The following is a 4564-nucleotide window of genomic DNA, read 5'->3' as shown; positions in this document are numbered from 1 at the left end:
TCCCATGACACATCCAGGTCCTGCATCAGCAGGTCATGGACCAGGCTTATGTCCTGAAGTTCCTGAGATGTTTGACCTGTCTGGGGATCCAAGGGAGTATAGTCCCCAACGGTTTTTACCCCTGACAGCTGCAGACAGCCGGCTAATATATCTGTACCGCTGTGATGCATGCCGGTGATGATAATGCATTTGTCTTTGTTTTTGCTCATGAGGACCTCTAATATATGACTTATTTATCCACGGTTCTGAATGAATAATTCCTGCTTAGCTGAAAAATTGTTTGTCCACGAATCTTCACGAATCTTCACAAATCAGAAGATTATTACAGATTGATGATTTACTAACGCTGGCCATGCCCGCAACCCAAATAAGAAAAGAGTTTTTTGCCCACAGATCACACAGATGCACACAGATAAAAGAGGTTTTTTATGTGCATACCAGGAATGAAGAACCTGGTATGCACACGGTCTCCACCGCATCTGCGGTAGATACCGGGGAGTAATTTTCCTTCGCCCGAAGGGCTGATACCTTTTCCTTGCGGGTTCTTATTCCCGCAAGGAAAAAATATATATCTCTTTAATCTCTTATATCTGTGTCAATCTGTGTGATCTGTGGGCAGTAGTCTTTTTTCTTAAAAAATAAGAGCAAAACAGTTACAGTGCCAAGCGCTGAACCCCCGCCATAGCTCAAATTTTTCTTGTTTTTCCTGACAGGGTTTCATTAGTAAGTCACTAGGCTATTGGGTATTTTGAACATCCCTAACCAGGGCGGATAAACACCTTTAATTTCTTGATCTTTCAAGCTCTTTTTTGAGCTGGGCGGATCTGACCTTCTCTTCCTGCAGGACCAGCTCTTTTTCTTCCAAAGAGGCCTCAAGCTGGATACTTTTCTGCCATGCGTTTTCCATTTCCAGGGTTAATTGTGGGATCTGTTCATTGCTTTTCTTTAGTTCATTATATTGCTGCTCAAACTCTTCTAAGGATTTGTCTTTATGCTGCAGTTTTTTCTTTAGATCACTCAGACTTTTATCCCTTTTCTCCAGTTCAGCCGCCTTTTCATCCAGACTGCTCTTTATCTCCTGCCTGGCGGCTTTTTCCTGCTCCAGCTCTGCGGACTTCTCATCCAGCTGCTTTTTCAAACCAGAGGCTTTTTCCTTTTCCTGACCCAGATCCTTTTTAAGAGCCTGGATGGTTTTATCGGATGCCTGACCGGCCTGCTGCAGATCTTCACGTAATTTATTCAACTCTTCATCTTTGGATTTAAAGGCCTTTTCTTTTTCCTCAAGTTTTCCTTTGATCTCTTCTCCAGCGGATTTTTCCTTTTCCAGCCCTGAGGACAGCTTTTTGATTTTCTGACCCTGTTCTTCTAAGGACTTGTCCTTTTGCTGAAGCTGCTCTTTGAGCCCGCTCAGGCTTTTATCACGCTTCTCCAGCTCAGCCGCCTTTTCATCCAGCTGCTTTTTCAGACCAGAGGCTTTTTCCTTTTCCTGACCCAGATCCTTCTTTAGAGCCTGGATGGTTTTATCGGATTCCTGCCTGGACTGCTGCAGCTCCTTATCCCTGGTCTGTAGTTGTTCTTCCAGTTTGTTACAGGCTTTTTGTTTTTCCTGAAACTGCAGTTCCAGCTGATAATGTTTATCTTCCAGTTTCTGCTGGTCCTCCCACATCTCGTCAATCTCTTCTATCCTGGACTTGAGAGCCTTTTTCTTCTCTTCCAGACTGCTCTTTATCTCCTGCCTGGCGGTTTTTTCCTGCTTCAGCTCTGCGGTCATATCTTTAAGCTTGTTACTTTGTTCTTCTAAAGACTTATCCTTTTGCTGAAGCTCTTGATTCAGGATTTCCAGCTTTTTCTCAGCCTCATGAGCTCTGGCTATTTCTTTTTCCAGGGATTGGTTCTGCTCCTGGTACCTGCTGTTATGTTCTTTCAGTTGGCTATCTTTTTCAGCCAGGGCCTTGTCCTTTTCCTTCAAGGCATTCTCAGCTTTTTGCTTCTCCGCTTCTACCTGCTGCTGAAGCTCTTCAGCTTTTTGGGCTTGCTGCTCCCGGGTTTCCTGGAGCTGTTTTTCCAGGGAATTGATCTTTTCCTTCAGCTCCTGGACCTCCTGAGCACTCTTTTCAGCCTGGTTTTTTTTCTCTTGGGACAGCTGCTTTTGCCTGTTTTTTAAAGACTGAAGGACCTGAGCCACCGCCTGCATATCCAGCCCGGCCTTGATCCAGATCCTTAGTTCCAGGGGGGAATCGGGCAAAGGGGTATCAAGACTGACAGACAGCCTGGGGTCCGGTCCACAGACCAAGAGCTGTAAAGGCTCCTCAACGGGTAAGCGCACCAGATCCTGGCCTGGCTCAAGCGTTTTGAATTCTTGAGGATTGTCCGCTTTCCATACGGTTTCATTGTTGACCAGACTGCGGAATTCAATTCTGGAAATATTGACCATGCCCCGGGTATTCAAAGCACCCAGGAGCAGACCATGTGCATTGATAAGTTCCGGATCAGGAATGGGCAGGTTCAGTTCGTACCACTCCTCAGGAGGAAGCAGAAAGGTCCTGGACTGATCCAGAGTGAAGCCGCCCTCACGGTCCGGCAGCATAATCCGGGTATAAAGGGTTTCGCTGCTGCCGGTGCTGCTCAGGATACATCTTTCTCTTTCCAGGCGCATTTCGCGCTGGGTCTTTTCATATGAGCTGATAAGGGTAAGGAAATTATCAAAGACCTTTGTGCCCACTTCTGAGCCGGTCTCTTTTTTGGATTTTTCAGGTGCTGTTCCTCTAGGATAAGGCAGATCCCGGGTCAACCGGGATTCAATACTTGTGAATCCAGTGGTTGACTGCCTGATCTGATCCTTGCCGGAGGTCCGGCCCGCCCGGAAGAGATTGTAGATGGAGGCAAAATGTGCATAAGCCGCCAAGTCGTCTGCACTCTCTTCAGTCCTGCCGGCGTGGTGGTTTTTGAATTCAGGACGGATAAACTCCAGAACAGTCTGGATATTGTCCTCAAGGGATCTGGGCAGGGAAAGGCTGCATTGCTGTTGCAACATCCCCAGAGTTCCCGGGGAATCAGCCAGGAGTTGATCAAAAGTGACGGTGAAACTGCAATGCTTTGCTGACTTAGTCATGGAAGCAGTCTCAGTTGATTCATTTTCATGGAATTTTTCCAGAAAGCCAAGAGCCTCGCGGTTGTAGATGAGCCAGAGCAGATGTGCCTTGAGAAGGTCCAGATCATGATTTTTGCGCAGGGACAGGGCGGTTTCCCAGGGGTGACGCATTACCAGAGCCAGCCCGGGGCTGAGGCCCGCACTCTCAAGTAAGGGCTGCCACAGGGGCATCAGCCTGCAAAGCCTGGGATCCTTGATGGCAAACAGCCGGTCTTTTTTGAAACTGCTTTCTAAAATTCCTTCCAGGCTCTTGCGGGCCCTGGCAGCAGCCTCGGAATCCGGCCAGCCCTGTGGAAGAGAGCCCAGCATGTCCCAGGAACAGCCCAGGTCCCTGAGCAGGATATCGTGCACCAGAGTTATATCCCGGTTTTCAAAGGCCCGGCTATGGCCTGACGAACCGGCAGGGGTTATACTGGATCCCAGCTCAACTCCCAGATGATGCAGGCAGCCGGCCAGGACCGAGGAGCCGCTTCTGGGAGCGGAGAGAATGAACAGACAGTCGATGATTTTGTTTTGTGGCATGGTTTGTTATCTGTTATTTGTTATTGGTTATTTTTTTAAGAAAAAGACTGCTGCCCACCCCAGTTGAATGGAAGAGATTCAACGGGGCAGGCAGATCACACCCCAGTGAAATGGCTTCGCCTTCACTTCGTGAATTTCACGGGGCAGGCAGATTGACCACGCGAGGCGCGTGGCAGGCACAGATAAAAGATAGTTATTTATTTTTGCAGGAATAAGACCCCAGTTAAATCCTCTTCGAGGTGCTAACGCAATTTAACGGGGCAGGACCTGCAAAAATAAAGTATCAGCCCTTCGGGCGGGGGAGGACTAACTCCCTGGGCATCTACCGCGGATGCGGTGGAGACCATGTGCATACCAGGTTCTTCATTCCTGGTATGCACATAAAAAACCTCTCTTATCTGTGTGCATCTGTGTGATCTGTGGGCTAAAAACTCTTTTCTTATCTGGGTTGCGGGCATAGTCCGCTTTAGTGAAAAATCGCCTGCCCCGTGAAATCGGGGACCCCCCTTGGGGTATTTCACTGGGCTTCTTCCAGTACACCGGGGTGGATAAACTTCTTTATCTTCGGCATGTCCGCTGAATCCTGTCTACTGACTCCTTTGACTGCAAAAATGAGTTTTGCCAGTCGCATCTTTCAAGGCATTGCCATGGATCTGTTCCCGCAGTTCCGGGTGTCTAACCAGGTGCAGGATGGCCTCGGCCCAGGCCCGGGGATCATTGTCCACCAACAGTCCGTTATAGCCGTGCCTTATGACCCGCTCAAACTGTGGAACCCGGGAGTAGATCCCGGCTGCGCCGCTGCGGGTGATGTCGTAGTATTTGACATGACTGCGCACTCTGTTGAACCTGGATTCCAGAACAGGTGCCAGTCCTATGTGCCCCTTGATTCTG

The 4564-nt window shown here is 48.7% G+C and carries 3 protein-coding genes; all 3 read right to left on the bottom strand.

What is annotated here, in order from left to right; translation table 11 throughout:
• Nucleotides 1-209, bottom strand: a 209-nt coding sequence (locus QZP87_RS09300) for a hypothetical protein (RefSeq protein ID WP_291322643.1), incomplete at its 3' end; no start/stop codon positions are given.
• Between the two features lie 572 nt (nt 210-781).
• Nucleotides 782-3673 (bottom strand): hypothetical protein, encoded by a 2892-nt coding sequence (locus QZP87_RS09295; RefSeq protein ID WP_291322642.1) that lies wholly within the window; start codon nt 3671-3673, stop codon nt 782-784.
• 587 nt (nt 3674-4260) lie between these two features.
• A partial coding sequence (locus QZP87_RS09290; RefSeq protein WP_291322641.1) for a glycosyltransferase occupies nt 4261-4564 on the bottom strand: 304 nt, incomplete at its 5' end.

This window comes from Desulfonatronospira sp., from assembly GCA_003563255.1.
In the GTDB taxonomy this organism is placed as follows: domain Bacteria; phylum Desulfobacterota; class Desulfovibrionia; order Desulfovibrionales; family Desulfonatronovibrionaceae; genus Desulfonatronospira.
This window is presented reverse-complemented; position numbering and strand designations above follow the sequence as displayed.

Coding starts and splice junctions, on each gene's coding strand:
- QZP87_RS09295 (WP_291322642.1), bottom strand. CDS start 3,673: ATGCCACAAAACAAAATCATCGACTGTCTGTTCATTCTCTCCGCTCCC.